Source organism: Kribbella sp. NPDC003505, from assembly GCF_040610875.1.
GTDB lineage: Bacteria > Actinomycetota > Actinomycetes > Propionibacteriales > Kribbellaceae > Kribbella.
Genome location: NZ_JBEXNA010000017.1, coordinates 60144 through 84747, shown reverse-complemented (window position 1 = coordinate 84747; position 24604 = coordinate 60144). Strand labels below are relative to the sequence as shown.

Here is a 24604-nt window from a genome sequence, read left to right as displayed (position 1 = left end):
CACACTACCCATTCAGGGCGAGAACGGCTCCGGTCACCACGAGTGGCGTGAGGATCAGTCCGCGCCACAGGAACGACCACCACGAGATGTCGACCCGGGCGGCGTCACAGCGCGCCCGCCACAGGAGGGTGGCGAGGGAACCCCACAGGGTCAGCAGGCAGCCGCAGTTGACGCCGATGAGCAGCGCGAGCATGCGGTGCGGGGTGTCCGAGGCGACCGGCTCCATGGCGAGGTACGCCGGGAGGTTGTCGAAGAGGTTCGCACCGAGCGCGGCGGTCGCGCTCAGCCGCAGCTCGGAGGTGGTCCCGGCGATGCGGCGCAGGATGTCCTCGAGCCCGTGCGAACTCAGGAAGCCGACGACGGTGAACAGCACCACGACGGTGCCGACGAGCTTGAACGGGATCAGCGACCACCTGAGCACGCTGCGCCGCCGGACGGCGAACAGCACGACCAGGACGACCGCCCCGATGCTCGCCGGCCAGGCGACCTCGATACCCGAGACGAACGCCGGGCCGAGCAGCAGGCAGACGGCCGCGGAGCCCCAGAACAGGACCTTGTCGTCGACCGCCGGTGTCGGCGGGACGAGGTACCGGCGCGGGAGGTCGCGGCGGAACAGCACCGCCAGCACCGCGACCGTGATCACGATCGCCGCGATCGCCGGGCGCCAGCTCACCGACAGGTAGCTGACGTCCAGCCGGCGGAACGGATGCACAGCGAGCAGGTTCGTGAGGTTGGACACCGGAAGCAGGAGCGACGCCGTCCCGGCCAGCCAGACGGTCGTGAACGCGAAGAGCTTCGGCGGGATGTCGAGCTGGCGGGCCATCGAGAGCACGACCGGGGTCAGCAGCACCGCGCAGGTGTCGAGCGACAGCACGATCGTGAGGCCGGTGGCGAGCGCGACGACGAGCAGCCAGAGCCGCCACACCCGGCCGCGCGCCAGGTGCGCCGCCTCGCGAGCCGCGACGTCGAAGACCTTGGCCTGGTCGGCCAGCTCGGCGATGACGGTCACCGCGATCAGGAACACCAGCACGGGCGCGATCCGCTCGACCAAATTCATCACCTCCACCGGGTGGGTTTGAGTACGCTTGCCAGGTGCCGGACCAGTATGACCAGCAGCTGCCGGACGGCTATCCGGCGGAGTACGAGGCCGACGTCGTCCTGCGGGACGGCGCAACCGCGCATCTGCGCCCGATCACCCCGGCCGATGCGGGCCTGCTGGTGGCGTTCTACGCCCGGGTGTCCGAACAGTCGAAGTACTACCGCTTCTTCGCCCCGTATCCCGAATTGTCCGAGCAGGATGTGGCGAGGTTCACGCAGGTCGACTACCACCAGCGCCTGGCGCTGATCGTGACCGTCGGTGACGAGATGATCGGCGTCGGCCGCTACGAGGGCACCGGCCGCCGGACGGCGGAGGTCGCGTTCCTGATCGAGGACGCGCACCAGGGCCGCGGGCTCGGCCAGTTGCTTCTCGAGCACCTCGCCCAGGCCGCCCGCGAGAACGGCATCCACCGCTTCGTCGCCGAGGTGCTGCCGGACAACCGGAAGATGATCACGGTCTTCACCGAGGCCGGCTACAAGGTCGCCCGGGAGTTCGAGGACGGCGTGATCATGGTCGAGTTCGACATCGCGCCGACCGACACGTCGTTCGGGGTGATGCAGGCCCGCGAGCAGCGCTCCGAGGCGTTGTCGATCGCGCGGCTGCTGACGCCGCAGAGCGTCGCGGTGATCGGCGCGAGCCGCCGCGAGGGCACGATCGGCAACGCGCTGCTGCGCAACCTCCGCGACGGCGGGTTCCCGGGCCGGTTGTACGCCGTGAACACCGATACGAAGGCCGATGAGATCGAGGGCGTTCCGGCGTATCCGACGATCCGGGAGGTCGACGGCACGGTCGACCTCGCGGTGGTCGCGGTCAAGGCGGAGATGGTTGCCGACGTCGTTCTGGACTGTGCCGCCAAGGGGGTGCGCGGGCTCGTCGTGGTCTCCAGCGGTTTCGCCGAGATCGGCGACGAGGGGCGTAAGCGGCAGCGGTATCTGGTCGGCCTCGCCCGCTCGTACGGCATGCGGGTGATCGGGCCGAACGCGCTCGGGCTGATCAACACCGCGAGCGGCGTCTCGCTGAACGCGACGCTGTCGCCGCTGATGCCGAGCAAGGGCCGGGTGGCGTTCTTCTGCCAGTCCGGCGCGCTCGGGGTGCCGATCCTGGCCGACATGGTCGGTCGCGGTCTGGGCCTGTCCACTTTCGTCTCGGCCGGTAACCGGGCCGACGTGTCCGGCAACGACCTGATGCAGTTCTGGTACTCCGACGAGGCCACCGAGGTCGTCCTGCTGTACCTGGAGTCGCTCGGCAACCCGCGCAAGTTCAGCCGGGTGTCGCGGCGGCTGGCCGGCCGCAAGCCGGTGATCGCGCTGAAGTCGGGCCGCGCGACGCAGGGTGTGCCGGTCGGGCAGCTGGTCCGGCGCAGCCAGTTGCCGCCGGCCACGATCGAGTCGATGTTCCGGCAGAGCGGCCTGATCGGGGTGGACACCACCGGCGAGCTGTTCGACGTCGCCCAGCTGCTCGCGCACCAGCCGCTGCCGAAGGGCCGCCGGGTCGCGATCGTCTCGAACTCCGACGCGCTGACGCTGCTCGCGCTCGACACCATGGCCGGCTGCGGCCTGGACGTGGCAGGCGAGCCGCGGAACCTGAGCCCCGACGCGACCGCGTCGGACTTCGGGCTCGCGCTGTCGGAGGTGTTCGCCGACGACAAGGTGCACTCGGTCGTGGTGATCTACACGCCGCCGGTGCAGTCGAACGGCGGCGAGGTCGCACAGGTGCTCGCCGCGGCCGCCGCGGGCTCGGACAAGCCGGTGGTGTCGACGTTCCTCGCCTCCCGAAGCGTGCCCGAACAGCTGCGGGTGCCGGACGAGGACGGCGGCGCGGCCCGCGGTTCGATCCCGTCGTTCCTCAACCCGCAGTACGCCGTGGGAGCGCTGGCGAAGGCGACGCAGTACGCCGAGTGGCGGCGCCACGCGGACAGCCGGATCCCGGACCTGCCGGACATCGACACCGCCGGGGGAGAGGACTTCGTCGCGGAGTTCCTGCAGCGGCACCCGGGCGGCGCGGACCTGGGTGACGCCGATCGGCAGCGGCTGCTGAGCTTCTACGGCATCTCGGTGCTGCCGGCGTTTCCGGTGCTGAGCGCCGACGAGGCCGTCGACCGGGCCGCGGACCTCGGGTTCGAGGTGATCCTGAAGGCGACCGCGGAGCAGTGGCGGATGCGGCCGGACCTCGCCGACATCTGGCGGCACATCCACGACGAGGACGACATGCGCGCGGCGTGGGCCGAGATGACCCGCACCTTCGGGGTCGCGTCGGACCCGGGGCGGGCGCAGTTCGTCGTCCAGAAGATGGCGCCGCCCGGCGTGCCGGTGGTGATCTCGACGATCGAGGACGTGTCGTTCGGGCCGGTCGTCACCTTCGGTCTGTCCGGCGTGGCCACCGACCTGCTCGGCGACCGCTCGTACCGGATGCCGCCGCTGACCACGCGGGACGCGGCCGAGATGGTCCGCGAGGTGAAGGCGGCCCCGCTGCTGTACGGCTACCGCGGCTCCGACCCGGTGGACATCTCCGCCATCGAGAACCTCTTGCACCGTGTCTCGAGGCTCACCCTCGACCTCGAGGAGGTTGTCCGCCTGGACCTCCGCTCGGTCCTGGTCTCCGCCCAGGGCGCCACCGTGCTGGACACCCGGGTCCGGATCGCGCCGAACGAGAAGCCGCGGCAGGACACGCCCGCCCGCCGCCTCACCTGATGTGGCAGCTCGACAGGACGTGTCCGGCCGGCCTGCCCGAGTTCACGCTCAGCGGCACCGGCGATCAGGCGTCGTGGGCGGATACGTCCTGTCGAGCTGGCACCCAGCTCAGGCCGAGCGGGTGTAGATACTGTTGTTCCGGCTGAGAAGCCGGGCGTCGACGAGACCGCGGCGGAGGGCTGCGTGGTCGGGGTGCCGGCGGTTGAGGATCTCGTTGACCTCGGGCTCGGGGTACGCGCGGCCGGTCTCGAAGTCCTGCACGATGTACTCGAGCACGACCCGGTACTTGTCCGGGAACGTCGGGAAATGCGTCAACCGCCCGTCGCGGATGAACGACTTCAGCACGTTGTCCCGCGCCGGGTCGGGATCGAGTGGCACCCACTCCGGCCGGCTGTCCCGCACGGCGTCCTTGAACGCGCCCTCGTCGGCCGTGAACCCGTCCCGGCTCGCCGCGATCAGCCCGCCCTTGGTCAGCCGCTGCAACGCCTTCGCCACGACCGGCGCGGCGAGCCCCGTGCTCCCGGCGACCTGCTCGGGAGTGGAGGCGCCGAGGACGATCGCGGAGTACGTCCGCAACCTCGACGGTTCGGCCAGCAGACCACAGAGCTGATCGGCGTTCATGCTTTCACGCTAGTGCGGCCCGCAACCGGATTTGGAGGTCGCGCCTCTAGGATCGTCGGCATGCAATCTGGCCCGCACAACGCGATCACCGATGTCCCCGGAATCCTGGTCGGCCAGGTCGAGCGTGTCGACCCGCCGTACCTGACCGGTACGACGGTCGTCCACGCCCCCGGGACAGCCGTCGCCGGCGTCGACGTCCGCGGCGGCGCGCCCGGCACCCGCGAGACCGACCTGCTCGCACCGGTGAACTCCAACGGCGGTGTGAACGCGGTCGTCCTGACCGGCGGCAGCGCGTACGGGCTCGACACCGCCGGCAGCGTGATGCGCCGACTCGAGGAGCGCGGCGAAGGCGTCCGCGTCGGCCAGGGCGAGTACGACGTGGTGCCGATCGTGCCGGCCGCGGTGATCTTCGACCTCGCCCGCGGCGGCGACTTCAGGGCCCGTCCGGAGCCGTCCTGGGGAGCGGACGCGTTCGACGCCGCCACCGACGGACCTGTTGCCCTCGGCAATCACGGCGCGGGGGCCGGCGCCCGGGCCCGGTCCCTGAAGGGCGGCGTCGGTTCCGCCAGTGTCCGGCTCGACGACGGGACGACGGTCGGCGCGCTGGTGATCGTGAACGCGGCCGGCTCCACGGTGGATGCCGACGGCAACCTGTACGGCGCCCGCCTCGGCCTCGGCGCCGAGTTCGGTCAGCTGCGGACGCCGGTCGAGCCGGCACCGCCCGCCGCGCCCGGGCGCAACCTGATCCCCGGGCCCTCGATGAACACCGTGATCGCGGTCGTGGCCACCGACGTAGGGCTGGACAAGGCCGCCGCCCAACGGATGGCGATGGTCGCGCACGACGGTCTGGCCCGGGCGATCGACCCGATCCACACGCTGGTCGACGGCGACAGCATCTTCGCGCTGTCGACCGGACCGGCCGGCGAGCCGCGGCTGAGCGTGACCGATCCGGCCGCGATCGGTCAGCTGGAGACCGTGTTCGCCGCCGGCGCGCGGACTCTGTCGCGGGCGATCGTGCACGCGATGCTCAACGCCGAGTCGGTGCAGACCCCGGCGGGCGCGATCCTGAGCTACCGCGACGCGTATCCGTCGGCGTTCCGGACCGACTGACGTACGACCTGGGTCGTACGCCGCACAGTCGAAAGGCGCCGGAAGGCGACGGCAAGACCGGTCCGCGGGCCGACGATCGCCGTCGCCGTTCCCGGAAGGCTCTGCGGTATGAACTTTCAGAGTCCCCAGCCCCAGGTCGTGCTCAGCGGTCACGGCCTGGTCAAGTACTACGGCAGCGTGGTCGGCCTGGCCGGTGTCGACGTCGCCGTCCGTTCCGGCGAAGCGCTCGCGGTCATGGGCCCGAGCGGTAACGGCAAGACCACCCTGCTGCATCTGCTCGCCGGCATCCTCACGCCGGACCAGGGCGAGGTGTGGCTGGGCGGTGAACGTGTCGACCAGTTGAACGACGCGGCCCGGACGGTCCTGCGCCGCCGTCGTCTCGGCTTCGTGTTCCAGGACAACCAGTTGCTCGCCGAGCTCCCCGCGGACGAGAACGTCGCCCTTCCGCTCATGGTCGACGGTCTGAGCCGGCACGAGGCGATCGGACGGGCGCGTACGACGCTGGCCCAGGTCGGGCTTGCTGCCGAGGTGGGCCGTCGTCCCGGTGAGCTGTCCGGCGGGCAGGCCCAGCGGGTCGCCATCGCGCGGGCTCTGGTCGGGGAGCCGCAGGTGGTGTTCGCCGACGAGCCGACGGGCGCACTGGACGCCGCCACCGGCTCCCAGGTCATCGACCTGCTCGTCGGCGCGGCCACGTACCGCGGCGCCGCGGTAGTCGTCGTCACCCACGACAACGCAGTTGCCGCTCGCTGCCACCGAGCCCTCCACATCGTCGACGGCCGCGTCAGCGACGGGACCGGCTTCGCTCCGACGGCCGGACCGCTCGGGCCGGGGGTGCGGCCGTGAACCCCATGACTGATCTGGGGCTGCGGTTCGTGCGGCGGCCGGGGCCGGGTGGGCGGGCGGCGAACCTGGCAGCGTTCGGTGCGACCGCGGTGGTCGCGCTGCTCGTCACGTTCCTGATCGCCGGATCGCTCGGCTTGTCGCAGCGTTCCGAGCGGATCGGGTGGCGCAGCGGCGACAAGGCCGATCCGGGGACTGCCATCGGAACGATGAAGCTCGACGACGACCAGCGCGTCGACGGCCACCACCTCACAGTCCTCGAACTGGCCACGCTCAAGCCCAACGAGCTGGCGCCGCCGCCCGGCCTCGACCACACACCCAAAGCCGGAGAGGTCTTCGTGTCCCCGGAGGTCGCGAAGCACTGGTCCAGCCTCAGCAAGGAGTACGGCGTCGACAAGCCGACCGGCGTGATCAGCGACAAGGGACTGTCGTCGCCGGAGGAGTTCATCGTCATCCGCGGCGTCGAAACCATCCCTGCCGACGAGCACCCGCAGTACGTGAGCACCTGGCACGAGAAGGTCTGGGACAGTCGCATGCTCGGCCTGCTCATCGCAGTGGCGTTCGGCATCACCCTCGTGCTGTTCCCGATCCTCAGCCTCGTCGGACAGGCCGCTGGTGTCGCGGCGAAGCGTCGCGAGCACCGGTTGGCCGCACTGCGCCTCGCCGGCGCCACCCGGACCCAGGTGCTCTGGCTGAGCGCAGTAGAACAAGCCGTGCTCGCTCTGGCCGGTGCAGTCGTCGGTCTGGTCGGCTACACGGTTCTGAGTCCGCTGATCGCGCGGATCCCGCTCGGCGGCGGCCGTTGGTACGTCGGCGACATCACGGTCCAGTGGTGGACAGTGCTCGTCGTACTCGCCGCCGTACCCGTTCTGTCCGTGATCAGCGCGCTGATCGGGCTCGGGCGCGTCAGCATCACGCCGCTGGGCGTCGTACGCGGCCAGACTCGCAAGGGCCTCAGCGTGCTGCGGCTGGGGCTCCTGGTCATCGGTCCGGTGATCCTGGCGTACTACGGGATGCAGGCGGCCGTGCTGCCGTTGCTGATCGGGGTCGGGTTCGCCGCACTCGCCATACGGATCATCGGACCGTGGGCGGTGCAACTGGTCGGCAAGGCAATGGCGAAGGCGGCGAACGGTCCGGTGATGTTGCTGGCCGGCCGGCGACTGGTCGACGACCCGAAGGGCGCCTTCCGGCCCGTGGCCGCACTCGTGCTGTCCGGCTTCGTCACCGGCTTCATCTCGGTGTTCATGCCGCCCGGCAAGGACGACCCGAGCTTCAACGACATGCGGATCGGTGTGGCATTGCTGTTGTCGCTGGTGTTCCTCACCGTGGCCGCCTCGACCGCCGCGGGCGCAGTCGGTACGGCGCTGGACCAGGCAGCTCCCGCACGGGCGTTGCGGCGCTCGGGTGTGCCGCTGTCGGTGATCGAACGGGCCGCGCGGCTGGCTGCCGTCGTGCCTGTCGTGGGGGTCGGCCTGCCCGTCGTCGGGTTCGGCGCGTTGTGCGGGCTGGCGTTGAGCGGCGGAAAGGTGATGACCGACGGGAGTTCCGGGGTGTTGCTGCTGCTCGGACAGGTCGTCGCGGGCCTCGTCCTGGTCACGCTCGCCGGTACGGCCGGTGCGCCCGTGCTGCGGAAGGCAAGTGCGAACTGATCGCGGTTGTCCACAGGTGCAGGTGTTGGGTGGGCCGCTCCGGGGCGCGGTCGTGCAAGGATGAGGGCATGCGTGACCTGAATGCACCGGAGCTCACCGATGCGTCCGCCGACCTGCGCGCGGCGATCGATCGGTGCGGCTACTACCCCGACGTGGTGACCGACTCGCTCGAGGTGGCGATCGCCGGCGAGCCGATCCGGGCCTACGTGCTGCAGCACGAGCCGACGTTCGACCGGGACGAGGTCCGGCGGCACATCACGATCCTGGCGCTCACCCCGACCCGGCTGATCGTCGGCCACACCGACGAGCACGCCGCCGACGAGCTGATCCGCGCGCCGTATGCGTCGACCTCGACCGAGGCGATCCCGCTGCACCGGGTGAACGCCGTTGTCGTCAACCGCGTCGTGCCGAACCCGGCCGGCTACGCCACCGGCAAGGCCGATCCCGCGGTGGCGGGCAGCGGCGAGGTCGTGCTGACCATCGGCTGGGGCATGGTGAACCGGATCGACCTGGAGCCGGCCGTCTGCGCCGACCCGAACTGCGAGGCCGACCACGGCTACACCGGGTCCGTCGCCGCCGACGACATCTCGCTGCGAATCAGCGCCGCGGCCGACGGCCCGGCGGGCATCCAGCAGGTGCTCGAGTTCGCGAAGGCCCTCTCCTTCGCGACCAGCAGGTAGCGCCGTGATCCTGCCGGTTGCCCCGCAGTACGGCGGTGGCGCGCTCGCCGACGTCCTGCCCTCGGTGGCCGGCGCGCTGTCGGTGCCGGGCGAGACGAACCTGCTCGACCTGCCACCCGCCTCGCGGTATGCCGTCCTGCTGCTGGACGGCCTCGGCTGGAACCTCCTGCAGCGCTACAGCGAAGCCGCGCCGTACCTGTCGTCGCTGATGCCGGCGAGCCGCAGCCTGACCGCCGGCGTGCCGTCGACGACCGCTGTCAGCCTGACAAGCCTCGGCACCGGGCTGCCGCCGGGCGCGCACGGCATCGTCGGCTACACGTCCATCGTCCCGGAGACCGGCGCGCTGCTGAACGCGCTGGCCTGGGACGCCCCGGTGGATCCCCGCCGCTGGCAGCCGCACGGGACGGTCTTCGACCGCGCCGCGGCGGCGGGCGTCGCCACGCGCAACGTGAGCAAGGCGCGGTTCGACAGCTCAGGGCTGACCGCCGCCGCGTTCCGGGGGAGTGCGCACCGCGGGGCCGACACGGTCGAGGACCGCCTGGACGCGACCCGATTCGCGAGCCGGGAAGGCAAATCGTCGCTGGTGTACGTGTATGACTCACAGCTGGACTACATCGGCCACCAGCAGGGCTGCGACTCCTGGCAGTGGCAGAAGGAGCTGACCGCGGCCGACACCTTCGCGCAGCAGGTGCGGTCGGCGTTGCCCCGGGACGCAGTGCTGATCGTCGTCGCCGACCACGGCATGGTCGATGTCGCGCCCGAGCACCGCGTGGACCTGGACCTGGAGCCCGCGCTGACCGAGGGCGTGTCCCTCGTCGGCGGCGAGTCGAGGTTCCGGCACCTGTACTGCGTGCCCGGTGCCGAGGCCGATGTCCTCGCCGTCTACCGGGAGCGGCTCGGCGCGAAGGCGCTGGTGCTTCCGCGGTCGGAGGCGATCGCGCGCGGGTGGTTCGGCCCGCTCGTCGAGGACCGGGTGACGCCACGACTCGGAGATGTCATCGTGGCGACGCTCGGACCGGTCGCACTGGTCGCGAGCAAGCGCGCCGCGCAAGAGGCCGGGCTGATCGGCCTGCACGGCTCGCTGACCGCGGACGAGATGGAGATCCCGCTCCTCGTCGACGCGGGCTCCTAGAAGCTCCAGACGTCCCAGAAGAAGCTCGTGCTGGCGGTCTTCGCCTCGCCGTCGCGGGCGGTGACGGTGACCTTGTAGCGACCGGCGCCAGGGGTCAGCACGCCGGTGATCCAGCCGCGCTCCGGGTCGATCGTCAGGCCGGGCGGCAGGCCGGTCGCGGAGTAGCTGATGTCGCCGGTGCCGCCGGTGCCCTTCATCAGCAGCGGGATCGCCGGGATGCCGCCGACACCGAGCTGCTCGGACGGTTCGGTGATCGAGATCGCGCCCTGCGGCTGGGCCTCCGCGGCGCCGACCGCCTCGGCCGCGTCGACGAGCCCCTCGCCGTAGTACGAGTTGTTGCCCGCGGACCCAGTGCACTCGCCGGAGGCGGCCGGCGGGCAGGCCAGGTCGTTGGCCTGCTGGGCGAGCCGCGCGCGGACCTGGGCCGGCGACAGCTTCGGGTCGGCGCTGCGGATCAGGGCCGCGACGCCCGCGACGTGCGGCGACGCCATCGACGTACCCTCGAGGATCTTGTAGCCGCCGCCGGGCACCGTCGAGTACACGGCCTGGCCCGGGGCGGCGAGGTTGATCTTGTTCTCGCCGAAGTTCGAGAACGGCGACTTCGCGCTGGTCGGGTCGACCGAGGCGACCACAGTCACATTCGGCAGCTCGGTCGGCAGGCTGATGCAGTCGTTGGTGACCTGGCGGTCGGTCGCGGTCGAGTCGTCGGGGCTGGACACGTCGTCGGTCTTGTTCGCGAGGTCGTAGTCCTCGTTGCCGGCCGCGGCGACGTTCACCACCCCCTTGCTGTCGGAGTAGGCGACGGAGCGGCGGACCGCCTCCGCGATCGCGTCCTGGTCCTTGTCGCTCGGGCAGTTGAACAGCCACGGGTCGACGTAGTAGCTGTTGTTGGTCACCGACACGCCCTTGTCGGCGGCGAACATGAACGCGCACACCGTGTTCTCCGGGAAGAACAACTGGCTGCCGGCCTCGGCCACCCGGATCGAGGACACCTTCACACCGGGCGCGACCCCGACCATGCCGATCCCGTTCTTCGCACCGGCGATCGTGCCGGCCACGTGCGTCCCGTGCTCGCCGACCGGCCGCCACGAGCCGGGCCGGGTGTCGACCTTGCCGTACGCGCACGACGCCGACCGGGTGGCGTCGAAGTTCGGCTTCAGATCCGGGTGCAGGTCGTCGACGCCGGTGTCGAGCACGCCGACGGTGATGTTCTTCGAGCCGGGGTTCTTCGCCCAGGCGCGGTCCGCCCCGATCTGGGACATGTCGGAACGGTCGGTCTCGACCTGCGTCGTCTGGGTCTCCGGGACCGCCTGCGGGATCGCCGGGTTCGCGACGTCCGCGGGCAGGTCCGACGTCCGGGTGGCGCCGGCCTTCTCGACGCCGTCGACACCGCGCAGCTGGTCCGCGAAACCGGCCGTCGCCGAGTGCGCGACGATCACGCCGATCGCGTCGTACGTCGCGTAGACCGTGCCGCCGTTCTGCGTGATCGCGCCGGTGACCTTGCCGGTCTGCCCGGGAGCGGTGATCACGAAGTACGCCCGCAGACCCGCCTCGGACCGGACCGGCGCGGCACCGGCCGGAAGGGTAGCGGAGGCGACCGTCAGGACGGCCGCGAGGACGACGAGCAGAGCTTTGCGCACGATCCATTCAAGCTGAACCGGGGCTCAGAACCCAAGCCACCCCTCCGACACACCCCGGAGTGCCCCCGACGTGCACAGCGGACCTCTGACTTGGCAGGATGTTCGCCCGTGGCGGAGCTCCTGTATTTCACCGGGACGATGGACTGTGGGAAATCGACCCTGGCACTCCAGATGGATCACAACCACAAGGCACGCGGGAGGCTCGGCAGGATCTTCACCAGCCACGACCGGGCGGGGGAGTCGGTGCTCTCGTCGCGGCTCGGGCTGTCCGCGGACGCGGTCGAGGTGCGGACCGAGTTCGACTTCTGGGACTACGTCGTCGGCGAGCTGACCCACGGCGGCCGGATCGACTACGTGGTGTGCGACGAGGCGCAGTTCTACAGCCCGCTGCAGATCGAGCAGCTCGCGCGGCTGGTCGACGAGCTGCAGATCGACGTGTTCTGCTTCGGCATCCTGACCGACTTCCGGGCGTCGCTGTTCCCGGGGTCGGCGCGGCTCGTCGAGCTCGCCGACCGGATGGAACTGCTCCAGGTCGAGGCACTGTGCTGGTGCGGTGAACGGGCCACGCACAACGCCCGTACGATCGGTGGGGAGATGGTGACCGAGGGCGAGCAGCTGGTGGTGGGCGACATCGAGACACGGGACCACGAGGTCGCGTACGAAGTGCTCTGCCGCCGGCACCACCGCCGGCGCCTCACCCAGGCCCGCGCCCGGGCCACACTGTCACCCGAAGTCCTGCCGTTCGGAGGAGCTGCTTCATGAGTCCGTTGATCAGTGTCGACGAACTGCGCGCCTTGGACCCTCGTCCGGTGCTGGTCGACGTCACCTGGAACCTGGCCGGTCCGCCCGGCAAGGAGGCGTACGACGCCGGTCACCTGCCCGGGGCGTACTTCGTCGACCTCGACACCGAGCTCGCCGCCCCGCCCGGCCCCGGCCGCCACCCGTTGCCCACCGCAACCACCGTGACCGCCACCTTCGCCCGGCTCGGCATCGCCTCCGCCGACACCCCCGTCGTCGTCTACGACGCGAACAACGCCATGTCGGCCGCCCGCGGCTGGTGGACCTTCCGCTACTTCGGCCTCACCGACGTCCGAGTCCTCGACGGCGGCCGCGCCGCCTGGCAATCCGCCGGCGGACAACTGACGACCGAGGTCCCGCCAGGTGGTGTGTCAGGTGGGTTCGTGGCGACTGCTGGGCATATTCCTGTTCTGGATGCCGAAGGGGCGGCCGCGGTGGCTGCGAAGGGGATTCTGCTGGATGCGCGGGCTCCGGAGCGGTTTGCGGGGGAGGTGGAGCCGATGGATCCGGTGGCCGGGCACATCCCGGGGGCGGTGAACGCGCCGACCGGCGCCAATGTCACCGAGAGCGGGCATTTCCGGACGCCCGCCGAGCTCCGCGAGCGGTTCACCGCGCTGGGCGTCACGGACGGCGCCGACGTGGCCGTGTACTGCGGCTCCGGCGTCACCGCCGCCCACGAGGCCCTCGCACTGGAATCCGCCGGCATCCCAGCCACCGTCTACATCGGCAGCTGGTCCGAGTGGATCACCGACCCCGCCCGCCCGGTTGCGACCGGCAAGGACTGATCACCAGGCGATCGGTCCCAGGCGGTCCTCGAAGGTTCCGGTCGGGCCGTCGGGGCCGATCGTCGCCAGCCGGATGATCGAGTCGGTGCCTTCGGTGACGGTCAGCTGACCCTTGTGCTGGTTCATGTCCGTGGCGGCGAAGGTCTGCTTCTCGACCTCGCCCGGGGTGATGGCGTTGAACTTGATGCCCGGCAGCGCCTGCGCGTACCGGACGGTGAGCATGTTGAGCGCCGCCTTGGAGGAGCTGTAGGCGAGCTCGTGCATCTTCGAGACCGGCTGCTCCGGGTCCAGTACGACGCTGAAGGCGCCGCCGGCGCTAGACACCATCACCACCCGCGGGTTGTCCGCCGCTTCGAGCAACGGCAGGAACGCCCGCGTCACCCGCACCGGTCCGTAGACGTTCGCGTCGTACACGGCATGCAGCTCGTCGGCGGAAGCCTCCGACGGGTGGATCACCTGTCCGGGTGCGCCGGCGTTGTTGACCAGTACGTCGAGGTGCTCGGTGTGCCGCCGTACGGCGTCCAGCGCGCCGGCCACCGAGGCATCGGAAGTGACGTCGAGCTGGACGAAGACGACGTCGATGCCGTCAGCGGCAAGCTTCCCGGCAGCCTCTTGCCCGCGGTGCTCGTCGCGTGCGCCGAGGAAGACCTTCCATCCCATCTCGCCGAGTCGGCGAGCCGTTTCGTAACCCAGTCCCTTGTTCGCGCCGGTGATCAGCGCTGTCGTGTTCGTCATGCCCAAGAGATGCCGGCGCCTTGCTTCGTGTGACCGTGAGCTGCACCACGCCTTTCGGCGCCCGGTTCAAGGGTTGACTTCGGATCGGACCTGCGGGAAGGTAACCAGAAATCGATTTCCCATCCACCGCCCCGCTGGGAGTCATGATGATGAAGCGATCCACGTTCCTCCGCGGCGCGCTCGGCGCCGGCGTGCTGGCCACCGCCACGGGCCGGGCTTTCGCGAGCAGCCAGGCCGTGCTGACCAGCAAGGTTGCCCATCTGACCGGTCCGGGCCTCACCGACCGGTTCCGGATGGCGGCTACCGACCTCGGGATCCCGGCACGGACGCCGGACGGGCGCCTGCTGTTCATGTTCGGCGACACGTTCGAGGAGGCCTGGGTCGGCGGCGGTTGGTGGCGCTCGCCGGTCGCGCTCTGGTCGACGACCTCGGACCTCAGCACCGGGGTGAGGTGGTCCGGCGCGGTCGGCGGGGACGCCGCGCAGCAGCTGTGGGACTACCCGCACGACAACCCGACGTTCTCGACCGTGCTGCCGTCGGACGTGATCACGATCGGCGGGTCGATGTACCTGCACGCGATGGTCAACAAAGGTCTCGGTAACGTGGTCTGGACGGAGATCTGGCGGTCGGACAACTCCGGCGCGAGCTGGTACCACACCGGCGCGAAGTTCGACCCGAACATCGACGGCGGCATGTTCCAGCTGCTGACCTGGGGTCTCGGGAACGACGGGTACGTGTACGTCTACTCGACCGGTTTCCAGCGCAACAAGCCGATCATCCTGAAGCGCGTCCGCCAGGAGCAGATCGCGAACCCGGCGGCGTACGAGCCGTGGGGTTATCGCGACGGCGCCTGGGCGTGGGGCAACCCCGCGACGCCGATCCTGACCGGGAGCTTCGGCGAGATGAGTCTGCGGCCGCTTGGCGGCAAGTGGGTGCTGACCTGGTTCAACGCGGGCGACTACCGGATCGACGGCATGATCATGGACACGCCGACCTCCAACCTCTACACGGCATACCGGCAGACCCTGATCTACGGCGGCGCCTGGGGTTCCGAGGACGACAACCACGTCGCGCAGTTGTACGGCGGGTACGTCATCCCCGGATCGACGCTCTCCGACATGCACCTGTCCGTCAGCCAGTGGAACACCGCGAACGGCTGGCCCTACCGAGTCATGCAGTTCCGCGTCCGCGGCTTCGGCTAGTGCCCTCTCGAAGGAACGTTCACTTCCCGCCTGGCCCGGCCCGCCCGTCGAATCGCGCCGGCCATCCGAGAGGTTGGCCCCTGAGTTTGCAGGTTGACCCCCCGGTATGCCAGGGGTCAACCCGCCAACTGAGGGGTCAACCCCGACGCCATATTTAGAGGTTGAGCGTCATGGTGTCGGACGTGCCGACGACGCCGACCTTCCGGAAGCCGAGGGACTCGTAGAGGCCGCGGGCCGGGTTGTCAGGGTCGACGCTGAGTGCGAGGCGCTTGTACGACGCTGCGCGCGCCTGGGTGATCAGCTCGGCGAGGACGGCGCGCGCGACACCGCGCCGGCGAAAGGCGGGGGAGACGCCGAGGGTGAGCTCGGGAACGTCGTCGGCGACGTACCCGTAGCCGGGGCGGTCCGCGGTGAGCTGACGGGCCCACGTGGCACCCGCGGGGGAGCCGTCGAGTTCCGCGATCACGCCGAAGTCGGTCTCACGCGGCCAGCCGTCGAGGTACCGCCACGCATGGTCGTCGGCCCGCGCCTTCGCCTCGTCGTACCAGGGGGTCCCGTCCCAGTTGCACGCCTCGATCAACATCTCGAGCAGGAACGGAAGGTCGGCAGCGGTCGCCGGTCGCAGCTTCATGCGCCCATCCTTCCCGCCGGCGCCATCGACCTGCACCCGATTTAGTGCGCCCCGGCGACCCCGATCAGGTTGCCCTCGGGGTCGGTGAACTGCCCGACCACCAGCTTCCCGGGTACGCCCTCCGGCCCGAACACCCGCTGCCCGCCAAGCTCCTCGGCCCGCCCCAGCGCCGCCTCCACGTCATCCACCCCTATGTAGAACAGGACCTTCGCCCGGAGTGACGCTCCGCCTCCCACACCTGCGTTGAGCCCGGCGACCCCGGCGTCGACGAACCCGTACCGCCCCGGCTCCGAAACCTTCCCGGACACGGTGTCGCCGAGCTCGAAGCTCCACCCGAAGAGGCTCCGGTAATAGGCCTGCAACCGGCCGGGATCGGTACCGGTGATCTCGAAGTGCACGATCTGGTTGGCCATGTCTGGCTCCTTTCGTCCCTGGTACGTCGGTGTCCGGGCCGGCGGCTCGACATGTTGCGAAAGCGTTGTGGCAAAAGCTGGGCGTCAGGTCTTGAGTTAGTAACACGCTTGGTTTAACTTACTCGGGACCTGGCCGGTGTGTGGCTCAGAGCACATCGGCGGCATCCGGAAACCTGAGGAGTTCCGATGACGAGAGTGAGCAGGTGGGGCCGGTACGGGACTGCCCTGGGGGTGGCCGGGCTGCTGCTCGCGGCGGCCGGCTGCGCGAAGGCGACGGACCCGTCGTCCGGCGGCGCTGGTGCGGCCGGCGGCGAGATCGACGAGAAGGCGCCGGTCACCATCACGATCGGCGACCGCCCGACCCCTGACAAGCCGAACGACATCAAGGCGTTCGAGCAGAAGATCAAGGACTTCACGGCGAAGTACCCGAACATCACGGTGAAGTCGACCGAGACCAAGTGGGAGGCGCAGACCTTCCAGGCCCAGGTGGCCGGCGGCACGCTGCCGACGGTGATGAACATCAGCTTCACCGAGCCGGCCAACATGATCCCGAACAAGCAGCTCCCGGACATCACCGACGAGCTGAAGCTGGTCGACCTGACCAAGGACCTGAACCCGAACGTGCTGAAGATCGTCCAGGACGCGAACGGGCGGATCTACGGCGTCCCGATCGACGTGTTCTCGGTCGGCCTGGCGTACAACCGGGCGCTGTTCACGCAGGCCGGTCTCGACCCGGACAAGCCGCCGACGACTTGGGACGAGGTGCGGCAGTACGCCAAGCAGATCGCCGAGAAGACCGGTAAGGCCGGCTACGCGCAGCTGACCACGAACAACACCGGCGGCTGGATGCTGACCACGATGACGTACAGCATGGGCGGCACCGTCGAGAGCCAGGACGGCAAGAAGAGCACCTTCAACGACGCGCCGACCAAGAAGGCGCTGCAGCTGCTCAAGGACATGCGCTGGACCGACAACTCGATGGGCAGCAACTTCCTCTACAACCAGGAGGAGATCCGGCAGGACTTCGCGGCCGGGAAGATCGGGATGGTCCTGCAGGCGCCGGACGCGTACGACATGAGCGTCAAGAACTTCGGCATGAAGCCCGCCGACTTCGGTGAGGGCGCCTTGCCGCAGGACGGCGGCCCGCACGGCACGCTGACCGGCGGTTCGCTGAAGATGATCAGCCCGAAGGCGACCAAGAACGAGATCGTCGCGGCGCTGAAATGGATCAAGTTCGACCAGTTCGACAAGTACACGACCGAGGCGCTCGCGGTGCAGGACGCGAAGACCACGATCGCGGACAAGGGCTTCGTCGGGCGGCCGGGCATCACGCCGCTGAGCCAGGAGACCTACGACCAGTACAACAAGTGGCGCGAGCCGTACGTGAACGTCCCGGTCAAGCAGTTCCAGGGCTACATCGACTCGACCACGAGCCTGAAGCTGCTGCCCGAGCCGTCGAACAAGGGCCAGGAGGTCTACTCGCTGCTCGATCCGGTCGTCCAGCAGGTGCTGACGAAGAAGGACGCGGACATCGACAAGCTGGTGAGCGACGCCGCCTCGAAGATCGACGCCCGCCTGGCGCGGTAGCCCATGTTCCAGCAAAGAACGCAGAAGTCCGGCCGGAGCGTTGCAACTTGGTACCGCTCCGGCGGGCTCAGCGCCGTCCTGTTCGCCGTGCCCCTGGTACTGATCTTCCTGTACTTCTCCTGGGGCCCGATCGTCCGCGGCCTGGTGCTCAGCTTCCAGAAGAACAACCTCGTCCAGGCCCCGGAGTGGGTCGGGATGGCGAACTTCAGCTACGTGCTGACCGACCCGCAGCTTCCGCAGGCCGCGCTCAACACGCTGTACTTCGCCTTCCTGGCTCTGGTCTTCGGTTTCCCGGTGCCCTTGTTCCTGGCCGTGTTCATCAGCGAGTTGCGCCGCACCGGCTGGCTCTACAACGTGCTGTCGTACCTGCCGGCCGTCGTACCGCCGGTGGCCGCGATCCTGTTGTGGAAGTTCTTCTACGACCCGAGTACGACGGGCGTGTTCAACTCGATCCTCGGCTGGTTCGGGATCGGGCCGTTCGCCTGGCTGAACTCGCAGTCGCTGGCGATGCCCGCGATCGTGCTCGAGGCGACCTGGGCCGGCGCCGGCGCGACCTCGATCATCTACCTGGCGGCGCTGACCGGCGTCCGTACGGAGCTGTACGAGGCGGCCGAGCTGGACGGGTCCGGGATCTGGAGCCGGGTCTGGCACGTCACGCTGCCGCAGATCCGAGGAATCATCCTGATCATGATGCTGCTGCAGCTGATCGGCACGTTCCAGGTGTTCACCGAGCCGTTCCTGTTCACCGGCGGCGGCCCGAACAACGCCACCCTGTCGATCCTGCTGCTGATCTACCGGTACGCGTTCATCAACGGCGACTTCGGCGCCGCGACCGCGCTCAGCGTGCTGCTCGCCGGGGTGCTGTGCGTGCTGTCGGTCGTCTACCACTTCGTCACCCGCCGCTGGAGTACGACATGACCCGTGACAATTCCTCGGAACGCGGAATCATCTCCTTCGCCGACCGGAAAGTTCCGGCGGTCCGGTACGGGTTGCCGGCGATCCAGGTGCTGCTGTTCATCGGCGTGGTGATCGCCGGTGTCGGACCTCTGCTGTGGCTGCTGAAGTCCGGAGTCTCGACGAGTCAGGACATCCTGCGCGGTCCGATGCAGCTGTGGCCGTCGGGCGTCCAGTTGCAGAACATCCCCGACGCCTGGAACCGCGTACAGATCGGCGCGTACCTGGGCAACACCGCGTTCATCGCGATCGGCTCGATGATCTCGACGCTGTTCGTGTGTACGACGGGCGCCTTCGTGCTGAGCATCCTGCGGCCGAAGTGGGGGCCGATCATCACCGGCGCGGTGCTGGCGACGCTGTTCCTGCCCGGTGTCATCTCGCTGGTGCCGCTCTACATGACGGTGCTGAAGCTGCCGCTGCTCGGGATCAGCCTGCAGAACACCTTCTGGGCGGTCTGGTTGCCGTCGGCGGCCGGCGCGTTCAACGTGCTGGTGATGAAGCGGTACTTCGACTCGATCCCGCGCGAGCTGATCGAGGCCGCCCGGATCGACGGCGCGAGCAACCTGCGGCTCTTCACGGCACTGATCCTGCCGCTGTCGAAGCCGATCGTCGGAGTGGTCGCCCTGCTCACCGTCATCGGCTCGTGGAAGGATTACCTCTGGCCGCTGCTGGTGCTGCCGGATCCACGGCTGCAACCGATCTCGGTGGCGCTGCCGCGGGTGCAGAAAACCACAGAGATCTCGCTGCAGATGAGCGCCCTGTTCCTCGCGGTGCTGATCCCTGTGGTGCTGTTCTTGTTGTTCCAGAAACAGTTCCTGCGCGGGGTGGGAATGGCCGGAGGAATCAAGGAGTGAGTGAACTGAACGGGCGGCGCGTGCTGGTCACGGGGGCCGCCGGGCGGATCGGGATGACGACGGTCGAGCACCTGAACGCACTGGGTGCGAAGGTGACCGCGTTGAGCAATGTCGAGCACCCGGACCTGAAGGCGGACCGGGTGCTGATCGGCGACACCCGGTCCGAGACCGACGTCGCGCGTGCGCTGGAGGGTGCGGAGTACGTCGTACACCTGGCGGCGCTCCCGCACCCGTCCGCCGGCACGCCGTACGAGGTGTACACGATCAACGTGGTGTCGACGTTCAACGTGCTGGCCCAGGCCGGTGCCCTCGGCATCGACCGGGCGGTGATCGCGAGCAGCATCAACGCGACCGGCGTACCGTTCAACCCGCACGAGATCCGGCCGCCGTACTTCCCGTGGGACGAGCAGGCGGCCGGCGACGTCGGCGACGCGTACTCGCTGTCGAAGCAGAACGACGAGAACACCGCGCGGATGGCGTGGCGGCGGTGGGGGATCGACGTGGTCGCGTTCCGCTTCCCGCACGTGAACTCGCCGGACGTGCTGCAGGAGATGTCCGAGCACGTCCGCAAGCATCCGGCCGGCGGGTTGCGGGAGGCGTGGAGCTACCTGGACACGCGGGACGCGGCGTACGCCGTCGAGCTCGGGCTGACGGCGCCGCTGACCGGCGCCCACACCTTCTTCGTCACCGCGAGCACCACGATCGCGCCGTATCCGACCGAGGACCTGCTCGACGCGTACGCGCCGGACGTGCCGCGGTCGCGCTCGTTCACCGGGCGCGAGGTGCCGATCGACCTGACCGCCGTACGGACCGTGCTGGGCTTCGAGGCCCGGCACGAACTGGACCTGCCAACACTGACTCTGGAGCACTGAATGGCTGTGCACAGTCCGAGTAACTTCGACCAGCCGTGGATTCCGCGGGACGACATCCGGATCCGCGAGGTGAAGGCGATCGTCACAGCACCGCAAGGCATCCCCTTGGTGGTCGTGAAGATCGACACCACCGAACCGGGGCTGTACGGGCTCGGCTGCGCGACGTTCACGCAGCGCTGGAAGGCGGTCCAGACGTTCGTCGACGAGCACCTGGCGCGGCTGCTCGTCGGCCGCTACCCGGGGGACATCGGCGACCTCACGCGGCTCGCGTCGTACTCGGGCTACTGGCGCGGCGGTCCGGTCACCAACAACGCGATCTCCGGCATCGACCAGGCGCTGTGGGACATCGCCGGCAAGCGCGCCGGGATGCCGGTGTACGAGCTGCTCGGCGGCAAGGTCCGCGCCGCCGCCGACACCTACATCCACGCCAGCGGGAAGTCGATCGAGGACACGATCGACCACGCGCAGAAGCTGATCGCCCAGGGCTGGCGGCACATCCGGCTGCAGGTCTCCACCCCGGGCGGCGGCGGGTACGGCGCTCCGCAGGTGCCGACGCTCTACCCCGACTCGCCGTACCGCAACGGCTGGTCGGCCCGCGACTACCTGCGCACCACGCCGGAGCTGTTCGCGGAGGCGCGGCGGGTGCTGCCGGACAACATCGAGCTGCTGCACGACGTGCACTCGCGGCTGACCCCGAAGGAAGCAGTCCTGCTGGCGCGCTCTCTCGAGCCGTACGGCCTGTTCTTCCTCGAGGACGTGCTGCCGCCGGAGCACTGGGACCGGCTGCCCGAGGTACGCGCGGCGTCGCCGGTGCCGCTGGCGGTCGGCGAGCTGACCACGTCGATGACGGACGCGGTCCGGCTGGTCCGCGAGCACGGCGTCGACTTCATCCGCTCGCACGTGTCCGACATCGGCGGTCTCACCCCGGCGCGGAAGCTGGCCGATCTCGCCGAGCTGTGCGGCGTCCGGACGGCCTGGCACGGACCGGGCGACACCTCGCCGATCGGCGCCGCGGCGAACGTGGCGCTGGACGTCACCTCTGTTGCCTTCGGCATCCAGGAGGGGCACCTCTACAACGAGGCGACGTACGAGGTGTTCCCCGGCTCACTGCGGATCGAGGACGGCTGGCTGCGGCCGAACGAGGCGCCCGGCTGGGGCATCGACGTCGACCTGGAGGCGGCGGCCCGTTATCCGGCGGAGTTGTCCGGTCACGACGAGTGGGCGGCCGGCGTCCGGCGGATCGACGGAGCGCTCGAGGCACCGTGATCCGGGCGGTCCGGCAGTACGATCACGGCCAGTGAGGGACCAGACGGGGAGGTGGCGATGAGCGATTCGGCCGAGGGCCTCGCGGAGCTGCGGCGCGCGGGCGCGAACCAGTACGACCTGGGCTCGTTCAACGAGGCCGTGATCATCGAGACGATCCGGCTGGCCGGCATCATCAGCCGGACCGAGATCTCCCGCCGGACCGGTCTCACCCAGCAGTCGGTGTCGCGGATCCTGCGCATCCTCCTCCAGCAGGGCCTGCTGGTCGAGGAGGCGCAGGAGCGCGCCGAACGGCTCGGCAAACCGCGGACGCCGGTCCGGCTGCGGTCGAACGCCGCGCACGCGGTCGGCATCCACATCGATCCCGAGCTGCTCACCGTCGCCGTGGTCGACCTGGACGGCACGATCGTGCGCCGCGAGACGGTCGACCTCGCCGACGGCCTCGCGGCCGACAAGCTGATCGACCTGACCGCGGCGACGGTCACGGCGGCGCTCAGCATCAGCCAGATCGACCTCGCCTCGATGCTCGGCGTCGGGGTCGCGGTGCCGGGCCCGATCGACGCTGAAGGGACCCTGCTCGCGCTGCCGTTGCAGCCGGCCTGGCGCGGGCTGAAGATCCGCGAGTTGCTGCAGCAGAAGCTGAACCACCCGGTGCTGGTGGAGAAGGACGGCACGGCGGCCGCGATCGGCGAGCGCTGGATCGGGCGGTCGGCGCGGGCCCGCGACTTCGCCTACCTCTATCTCGGCACCGGCGTCGGCAGCGGCCTGATCCTGAACGGCTCGATCTATCGCGGCCGGACCGCGAACGCGGGCGAGTTCGGGCAGATCGCGGCGCTCCGGATGGGGGAGTGGGATCCGGAGAACGGCCCGCGGATGGTGCCGGAGTGCAACCCGACGGCGTCCCTGCCGGTGATCGCGGGCGAGTTCGGGTACGTCGAGACCGATGCCGGAGCCACCGACGAGGCCAAGCGGTACCGCGCCGTGTGCAAGGCGGCGGCCGACGGGAACGAGGCCGCGGTGAAGGCGGTCGCGCAGGTCGCGCGGGTGATCGGGCAAGGCGCGGTCGGCCTCGTGGACCTGCTCGACATCGACCTGATCGTCCTCGGCGGACCGGCGTTCGGCCCGGAGATCTCGGAGATCTTCCTGACCGAGATCGGGCGCGCGGTGAACGCGCACCCGGTGGCGCGGGAGACCCGGCCGGTGATGGTCGAGGAGTCCATGCTGCAGACCGACGCGGCCGCGGTCGGCGCGGCGTCGACGATCTTCCACGACGCGTTCACGCCGCGGGTGTCGGGCTCCAGCCAGGCGCGGCGACTGCCGAAATAGCGATCACCCGGCGCCGATCTAGGATGCCCGGGTGGATCCGACCCTCACCGATGCCCTGACCGCTCCGCTCACCGACACGGTCACCCTCCGCCCGGTCCGTCCCGAGGACGCGGCCTCGTACTGCGAGGCGATCTGGCGCAGCCGCGAGCAGGTCGCTCCGTACGAGCCCCGGCGGCCGGAGCATTGGTACACGCCGGAGTTCCAGGCGACGCGTTTCGCCGATCAACTGAAGCTCGACAACGCTGTCCCGTGGGTGCTGGCCGAGGGCGATCGCGTGATCGGGACGGCGACGCTGACCAACATCGTGCACGGCGCCTGGCGCAACGGCGACATCGGCTACTGGGTCGACGTCGCGGAGGCCGGCAAGGGCCTGGCAACGGCGGCGCTCACCGAGGTGTGCCGGCTCGCCGACGAGGTGCTGCTGCTGCACCGGATCGCGGCCAGCACCAACCACGACAACACCCGGTCGCAGCGGGTCCTGCAGAAGTGCGGGTTCGAGCAGTTCGGCTTCGCGCCGGAGTACCTTCACATCAACGGCCAATGGCGCGACAGCAAGCTCTACCACCGGATCCTCAACAAGCGCGCGCCGGGCGAGCCGCCGGCCTGAGACGGCTCGCCCGGTCCCGGGTCAGTTCGGCGGTAGGCCGATGCCTCGCGACACGTCCACGTCGTCGTACCGGCCCTCGAGGACGTCGACGAACTTCACCGGGCGCTGGAGGGTGGAGGCGATGTAGACCGCTCGCACCGTCGCCAGCGCGTCGATTGCGTCCTGGACGGTGATCGCGGGCTGCGAGCCCTCCGTGATGGCCGTGAGGATGTCGTCGTACTGCGCCTTGTGGCCGCCCGGGTCACCGGCGTCGGTGGGGGCGTCGTTCTTGTCGCCGTCCACGTTCAGGCGGCGAAGGCGGTCGTCCTCCACCTCGGCGCCGCCTTCGGTGCCGTGGACGGAGACGCGGGTGCGGCCGCCGGGGAAGGCCGCCGTGGTGGCGTGCAGCGTGCCGACGGCGCCGTTCTCGAAGGTCAGCGTCGCGACGACGGTGTCCTCGACCTCGATCGCGTGGTGCGCCGCCCGCAGCGCCTGGGCCTGGATGCTCACCGGGCGGCCCATGAACCACAGCATCAGGTCGACGGTGTGGACACCCTGGTTCATCAGCGCGCCGCCGCCGTCCTGCTCCCACGTCCCACGCCAGCCGGCCGACGCGTAGTACTCGTCGCTGCGCCACCAGGCCACTGTCGCGACCGACGACGTCAACTGCCCGAACCGGCCGGCATCGATCGCCTGCTTGACCACTGCGCTCCCGGCGTCGAACCGGTGTTGACTGATCACCGACGACACCACGCCGTGGTTCGCGGCCCGGGTGGCCGCCGCGCCGAGGCGGCGGGCCCGGACCAGGTCGACGTCGAGGGGCTTCTCGATCACGACGTGCTTCTTCTCGTTCAGGGCCTGCTCGGCCAGCGCCGCGTGCGTGCCGCTGGGCGTGCAGATCGCCACCAGCGAGACGTCCGACCCACTCAGCGCCGCGGTCAGGTCGTCATACACCTTCGGCTCGGGCTCGCCGAGGTCGACCAGGTACGCCCGGAGTGCCTCCCGGGCGGCGGCGTCACCGTCCACCAGGGCGGTGACGATCGCGTCCGGCCGTTCCGCGACGGTCTGGGCGTGGGTGCGGCCGATGATGCCGCACCCGACGATCGCGACCTGCTGTTGTGTGTCAGCCATCTCGCT

General features: G+C 69.9%; 23 protein-coding genes. 16 read left to right on the top strand and 7 right to left on the bottom strand.

The window, feature by feature from the left end:
- Nucleotides 1-4: 4 nt before the first annotated feature.
- Nucleotides 5-1057 (bottom strand): SLC13 family permease, encoded by a 1053-nt coding sequence (locus ABZX12_RS39505; protein ID WP_355700602.1) that lies wholly within the window; start codon nt 1055-1057, stop codon nt 5-7.
- Nucleotides 1058-1092: 35 nt separating this feature from the next.
- On the opposite strand from ABZX12_RS39505, the gene ABZX12_RS39500 reads away from it, so the two are divergent.
- Nucleotides 1093-3789: a GNAT family N-acetyltransferase gene (locus ABZX12_RS39500; protein ID WP_355700601.1), complete on the top strand. Its 2697-nt coding sequence runs from the start codon at nt 1093-1095 to the stop codon at nt 3787-3789.
- A 108-nt stretch (nt 3790-3897) separates the two neighbouring features.
- On the opposite strand, the gene ABZX12_RS39495 is transcribed toward ABZX12_RS39500, so the two are convergent.
- A complete protein-coding gene (locus ABZX12_RS39495; protein ID WP_355700600.1) occupies nt 3898-4410 on the bottom strand; it encodes a DUF2087 domain-containing protein in 513 nt (170 codons plus the stop codon).
- Nucleotides 4411-4470: 60 nt separating this feature from the next.
- On the opposite strand from ABZX12_RS39495, the gene ABZX12_RS39490 reads away from it, so the two are divergent.
- From ABZX12_RS39490 to ABZX12_RS39470, 5 genes are all read left to right on the top strand, one after another.
- Nucleotides 4471-5520, top strand: a complete 1050-nt coding sequence (locus ABZX12_RS39490; protein ID WP_355700599.1) for a P1 family peptidase — start codon at nt 4471-4473, stop codon at nt 5518-5520.
- Nucleotides 5521-5628: 108 nt separating this feature from the next.
- Nucleotides 5629-6363, top strand: coding sequence for an ABC transporter ATP-binding protein (locus tag ABZX12_RS39485; protein ID WP_355700598.1), 735 nt, complete (start codon nt 5629-5631; stop codon nt 6361-6363).
- Nucleotides 6364-6368: 5 nt separating this feature from the next.
- The gene (locus ABZX12_RS39480; protein WP_355700597.1) at nt 6369-8009 is read left to right on the top strand and encodes an FtsX-like permease family protein; all 1641 of its coding nucleotides are present in this window, start codon (nt 6369-6371) and stop codon (nt 8007-8009) included.
- Between the two features lie 68 nt (nt 8010-8077).
- A complete protein-coding gene (locus ABZX12_RS39475) occupies nt 8078-8689 on the top strand; it encodes a DUF5998 family protein (protein ID WP_355700596.1) in 612 nt (203 codons plus the stop codon).
- 4 nt (nt 8690-8693) lie between these two features.
- Entirely contained in the window at nt 8694-9821 is a 1128-nt protein-coding gene (locus tag ABZX12_RS39470; protein ID WP_355700595.1) for a nucleotide pyrophosphatase/phosphodiesterase family protein, read from the top strand.
- Here ABZX12_RS39470 and ABZX12_RS39465 read toward each other — a convergent pair.
- Nucleotides 9818-11461 (bottom strand): S8 family serine peptidase, encoded by a 1644-nt coding sequence (locus tag ABZX12_RS39465; protein WP_355700594.1) that lies wholly within the window; start codon nt 11459-11461, stop codon nt 9818-9820. The two genes, ABZX12_RS39470 and ABZX12_RS39465, sit on opposite strands and share 4 nt — an antisense overlap.
- Before the next feature lie 108 nt (nt 11462-11569).
- On the opposite strand from ABZX12_RS39465, the gene ABZX12_RS39460 reads away from it, so the two are divergent.
- Nucleotides 11570-12223 carry a thymidine kinase gene (locus ABZX12_RS39460; protein ID WP_355700593.1) on the top strand — a complete coding sequence of 218 codons (654 nt, stop codon included), beginning with the start codon at nt 11570-11572 and terminating at the stop codon, nt 12221-12223.
- Entirely contained in the window at nt 12220-13044 is an 825-nt protein-coding gene (locus tag ABZX12_RS39455) for a sulfurtransferase (RefSeq protein ID WP_355700592.1), read from the top strand. Before ABZX12_RS39460 ends, ABZX12_RS39455 begins: the two co-directional genes overlap by 4 nt.
- Here the strand turns inward: ABZX12_RS39455 and ABZX12_RS39450 are convergent, their stop codons facing one another.
- Entirely contained in the window at nt 13045-13779 is a 735-nt protein-coding gene (locus ABZX12_RS39450; protein WP_355700591.1) for an SDR family oxidoreductase, read from the bottom strand.
- A 146-nt stretch (nt 13780-13925) separates the two neighbouring features.
- Here ABZX12_RS39450 and ABZX12_RS39445 point away from each other — a divergent pair, with 146 nt between their 5' ends.
- Nucleotides 13926-14981 (top strand): DUF4185 domain-containing protein, encoded by a 1056-nt coding sequence (locus tag ABZX12_RS39445; RefSeq protein ID WP_355700590.1) that lies wholly within the window; start codon nt 13926-13928, stop codon nt 14979-14981.
- A 154-nt stretch (nt 14982-15135) separates the two neighbouring features.
- Here the strand turns inward: ABZX12_RS39445 and ABZX12_RS39440 are convergent, their stop codons facing one another.
- The gene (locus ABZX12_RS39440) at nt 15136-15612 is read right to left on the bottom strand and encodes a GNAT family N-acetyltransferase (protein ID WP_355700589.1); all 477 of its coding nucleotides are present in this window, start codon (nt 15610-15612) and stop codon (nt 15136-15138) included.
- A 41-nt stretch (nt 15613-15653) separates the two neighbouring features.
- Nucleotides 15654-16025, bottom strand: coding sequence for a VOC family protein (locus ABZX12_RS39435; RefSeq protein WP_355700588.1), 372 nt, complete (start codon nt 16023-16025; stop codon nt 15654-15656).
- Nucleotides 16026-16211: 186 nt separating this feature from the next.
- Here ABZX12_RS39435 and ABZX12_RS39430 point away from each other — a divergent pair, with 186 nt between their 5' ends.
- Genes ABZX12_RS39430 through ABZX12_RS39400 form a run of 7 tightly spaced genes read left to right on the top strand, consistent with a single transcriptional unit; the run spans nt 16212 to nt 23488 of the window.
- Nucleotides 16212-17612 carry an extracellular solute-binding protein gene (locus ABZX12_RS39430; RefSeq protein WP_355700587.1) on the top strand — a complete coding sequence of 467 codons (1401 nt, stop codon included), beginning with the start codon at nt 16212-16214 and terminating at the stop codon, nt 17610-17612.
- Between the two features lie 3 nt (nt 17613-17615).
- Complete coding sequence (locus ABZX12_RS39425; RefSeq protein ID WP_355700586.1) at nt 17616-18530, top strand: sugar ABC transporter permease; 915 nt, start codon at nt 17616-17618, stop codon at nt 18528-18530.
- A complete protein-coding gene (locus ABZX12_RS39420) occupies nt 18527-19420 on the top strand; it encodes a carbohydrate ABC transporter permease (protein ID WP_355700585.1) in 894 nt (297 codons plus the stop codon). The genes ABZX12_RS39425 and ABZX12_RS39420 overlap by 4 nt, the downstream gene beginning before the upstream one ends.
- On the top strand, nt 19417-20292 hold the full coding sequence (locus ABZX12_RS39415) for an NAD(P)-dependent oxidoreductase (RefSeq protein WP_355700584.1): 876 nt from the start codon (nt 19417-19419) through the stop codon (nt 20290-20292). Before ABZX12_RS39420 ends, ABZX12_RS39415 begins: the two co-directional genes overlap by 4 nt.
- Nucleotides 20293-21558 (top strand): enolase C-terminal domain-like protein, encoded by a 1266-nt coding sequence (locus tag ABZX12_RS39410; protein WP_355700583.1) that lies wholly within the window; start codon nt 20293-20295, stop codon nt 21556-21558.
- Nucleotides 21559-21615: 57 nt separating this feature from the next.
- Nucleotides 21616-22881 carry an ROK family transcriptional regulator gene (locus tag ABZX12_RS39405; RefSeq protein ID WP_355700582.1) on the top strand — a complete coding sequence of 422 codons (1266 nt, stop codon included), beginning with the start codon at nt 21616-21618 and terminating at the stop codon, nt 22879-22881.
- A 31-nt stretch (nt 22882-22912) separates the two neighbouring features.
- Nucleotides 22913-23488: a GNAT family protein gene (locus tag ABZX12_RS39400; protein WP_355700581.1), complete on the top strand. Its 576-nt coding sequence runs from the start codon at nt 22913-22915 to the stop codon at nt 23486-23488.
- A gap of 21 nt (nt 23489-23509) precedes the next feature.
- Here ABZX12_RS39400 and ABZX12_RS39395 read toward each other — a convergent pair whose 3' ends face one another.
- Nucleotides 23510-24598, bottom strand: coding sequence for a Gfo/Idh/MocA family oxidoreductase (locus ABZX12_RS39395; protein ID WP_355700580.1), 1089 nt, complete (start codon nt 24596-24598; stop codon nt 23510-23512).
- Nucleotides 24599-24604: the final 6 nt, after the last annotated feature.